This is a genomic window from Mycobacterium sp. NGS48, from assembly GCF_059812585.1.
Window position 1 is genome coordinate 1 of sequence record NZ_JCALCY010000036.1, and the last position, 3,428, is coordinate 3,428.

Consider the following 3,428-nt stretch of genomic DNA (forward strand, 5'->3'; position numbering starts at 1 on the left):
TGTGTCCGTGCGGCTCGGCAGTCATCGTGGCTGCGGCGGCCACTAGATAGTCAGCGAGGGGTTGTTTTCGTGTAGTACGTTCAACACCCGCCCGATCGGGATGAAGGAACTACTGCAGTTACCCGGCGTACCCGGCTCGTTATGCGCTTCGTCGCTGGTCACCTCGATTCCTAGGGCTCCGTTGCTGTTGTAGACCGCTCCGCCGCTATCACCGGGGTGCGCACAGTACGAGGCGGTGGTGACATCTTCCAGCCAGGAATAGCCGGTCACGGTCTGGCGAACGTCCGTAGCTGTCACCGCTCCGCAGTTTGACGTGTCGTGCCGATCACCCACCAGACAGGCCTCATCACCCACAGCACCAGCTACGGGATTGTCCGGAATATGTTCCCAGCCAGTGCCATACAACTTTTGGCCTGGAAACATCTCGACCAGCGACACGTCGTCATAGATACCCCCACTGGGGATCGTATAGGTCAGTTCGAAGCCTACGGCGTTGACATGGTCCGAGGGACTGTAGATTTCGACCCCAGCCCCGTCGGGTTGCTGGTAGTGGATACCTGCCTCGCTGCGGAAACAGTGGCCCGCGGAGATGAAATACCGGTTGCCTGAGCTATCCCACGCAGGGAACCCCACGCTGCAGTTGTACCAAGAACCGTTCTTGTAAATGTCGTACCGCATTCCCGGCCACGCCCAATCTGCGCTGGTTGCGGCGTTCGCTTGCGGCCCCGCAATCACGGATAGCGCAAAAGCGCACGCAATGGCAACGCCGGTCACCGCTGCGATCATTGCTTTTGTCATCGTCGTGGTCCTAATCTCGCTGTCTGGGGCAGTCGGACGGTCAGGCGTCGAACTACCGTTGTGTCGGATTAGGTTGCGGCGGACGCCTTGGAGGATTCTCAAGGGATTCTTGGCGAGTTGGTGCGGTGCCCGGTGTTGCCGGCAGTGCTGTTTGGCTACCTAGGTGCGACGTCGGCACAGGCGACAGTGCGTGCGGCCGACCAACTGAGAAAAGATCTAGTGATCACATTGCCCGGTAGGCAATTCCGACATGTGGGAGGTCAACCACTTGCTTACTTCAGTGAGTTCTTGCGTGCCGTCATCGAACGATCCCGATGCCGGCTCTGTCGCCACCGCTACGGCGGTCAGACCGGTCGGCGTCTTCAGCACCCCCAGTTGTCGCACCAGATACGCACCGGTAGGTGAGGGACCCCACCCGCCCTTGAACCGGGTATTCGGTACAGCCCCAAGCCCCCAACGCTGGCCCGCTTCCACCTCACCCATCAAGTTGAAGATCGGTGCGCTCCCGCTGTCGCACGCCGCGGCCGCGGTGAACCGAGCCTGGTTGGTCAAGGACCATCTGGTCTGCCCGAAGGCGGTGAATTGCGGCCGTAGCTTTCGCCACTCCACGGTCGTCGGGTCGCCGAGTTTGCTCATGAAGGCTTCGACTTTGTGCGCGGCCGTGACCGGATCGCCCAAGTTGTCCCAAATCGACTCGGCGGCCGCGTTGTCGGACTGAGTGATGGCGGCCCGCATCGCGTCGGTGACGGTCGGTGGGTCTTCTTCGCCCATGGCAGTGATGGCCACCGGGACTTTCATCGTCGACCAGGCGGGTCCGCTTGTCCAGTCGCCGAAGACGAGTTGTTTTGGGTCGGAGCCGACGGCACTGATGACGAGACCCATCTTGGCTTGCAGCTTGTTCTGCAACTTGGTGAATTCTGCGCCCAGTGGTGTGGCTGCGTCGCTCGGAGCCGATCCCGGTGCAATCGTCGTCCCTTGCGGTGGTGCAGGGGCAGCGGTGTGCCGCCCCGCCGAGTTCGGGGTCGGCGATGGGGACACAGGAGCTGAATGGTGCCCGCCAAATACGCAACTTGTCAGAACCACACAGGCCGCCAGCATGAGGGTTATGCCAGAAGCGAGCCGTGTCTCGCCGCCGGCACGGCTGGACCGCCCGAAACGACGGACACGACTACCGCACATGACCGTAAGTGCTTAGGCGACCGAGAATGTTGGAACATTTCTGCGACATTGCGTTCGACGATCCTCCACAGAACCGTTTGCTGTCAACGACTCCCGGATACCCTGTGGAAATTTGCGCAGCAGTGAGGGCCGCACTCAATTCAGGTACCCGCGCCCTTTCCGCTGAGATAGGCGACCATCCCTTCAACGACTGCCGCGGCAAATTTCGCTCGGCCATCAGCGCTCTGCATCTGTGCGGCATCGCCGCCGTTCTTCATGTTGCCGAGCTCGACCAGAACCGCCGGATACTGGGCCAGGTTCAGGCCCGCGAGATCGGCGCGGCCATACAGACCGTCAGACCCGATGTAGGTGGACGGTTGAAGACCTGATGCAACCAGTGCATCGCGCATCGCTTGGGCGAGTTGCAGCGCTGGCCCGGCCTGCGCGTCGTTGAGCGGGGGACTGGAGTAGTTCACGTGAAAGCCCCGACCGGTCGGCGGTCCACCGTCAGCGTGGACGCTGACGATCGCATCCGGATGCATCGCGTTGGCCAGCGCGGCGCGCTGATCAACGCAGGGCCCAACTGAATTGTCGCCTTCCCGGGACAACTGGGTGTGTGCACCCATCTGGTCGAGTGCATCGCGGATGCGCAATGTGACGTCCCAGTTGAGGGCATGTTCGGCATAGCCGTCACTGGTCGCGGTACCTGTGGTGTTGCACTGCTTCGTACCGCCCCGGCCATTCGGGACTTGCCGGGTTATCGAGGGATCGGACACGCCATTGTGACCGGGGTCAAGGAAGACCAGCATGCCGGCGAGGCTGGCGGACAAGGCTTTCGGTGCGTTAACCATTGCCGTCGACGCGAGGTTCATTATTAGCACCAAGACACCCATGTACCTCACGACGGTCCGTCGTGAAACTGATCGCAGTCTGCCGCACCCGCGCGGCGAGGGCGAATCGAGCACGCCGGGATCGTAGCAATCAACCATGGAAGCCGTCGGCTTCGCCCGAATGCGATTGCAATCGTGGGGGTTCCACTGCTCTAGTAGAGGTAGACCTTGGCGTCATTGCCTCCTGTGCACGTGATCCAGGGGTCGTCGCCACTGGCGACGCACGTCATGAGGAAGTCGTTGCCAGAGCATGGGATTGGTGTACTTGCGTTCGCATTGACATCGCCGCACGGCACCGTGCCGCCAGCGACAACCTCACGCGAGTCGCGGCTCGGCGAGGGATAGGTGTTCCAATAGGCCTGCAGGACATTGTTCGCAAATAGGCACGAGGTTTCAGTGGTACCACGCCCCGAGTTCGTCGCCCACCCTGAACGGTCCGGGCGGTGATACCCGTCGGAACAGTTCACACCGTAGGAGTCCGGCGTCTGCACCAAATCAGGCGGAGGCACCGACGCGGTCGGTGTGTTCGCGTAACTCGTCGTCGAGGTGGTTTCCGAATCGGGCGGGTAAGTCGAAGGTTCT

General features: G+C 61.6%; 3 protein-coding genes. All 3 read right to left on the reverse strand.

What is annotated here, in order from left to right:
* Window positions 1–42 precede the first annotated feature (42 nt).
* The 3 genes from AC5Y42_RS23500 to AC5Y42_RS23510 all read right to left on the reverse strand — a co-directional run bounded on the left by AC5Y42_RS23500 (window position 43) and on the right by AC5Y42_RS23510 (window position 2,849).
* The gene (locus tag AC5Y42_RS23500; protein WP_499900967.1) at window positions 43–798 is read right to left on the reverse strand and encodes a trypsin-like serine protease; all 756 of its coding nucleotides are present in this window, start codon (window positions 796–798) and stop codon (window positions 43–45) included.
* A gap of 216 nt (window positions 799–1,014) precedes the next feature.
* Window positions 1,015–1,836: a serine hydrolase gene (locus AC5Y42_RS23505; RefSeq protein WP_499900968.1), complete on the reverse strand. Its 822-nt coding sequence runs from the start codon at window positions 1,834–1,836 to the stop codon at window positions 1,015–1,017.
* Window positions 1,837–2,117: 281 nt separating this feature from the next.
* Window positions 2,118–2,849, reverse strand: coding sequence for an Rv3717 family N-acetylmuramoyl-L-alanine amidase (locus AC5Y42_RS23510; RefSeq protein WP_499900969.1), 732 nt, complete (start codon window positions 2,847–2,849; stop codon window positions 2,118–2,120).
* Between the last annotated feature and the right edge of the window lie 579 nt (window positions 2,850–3,428).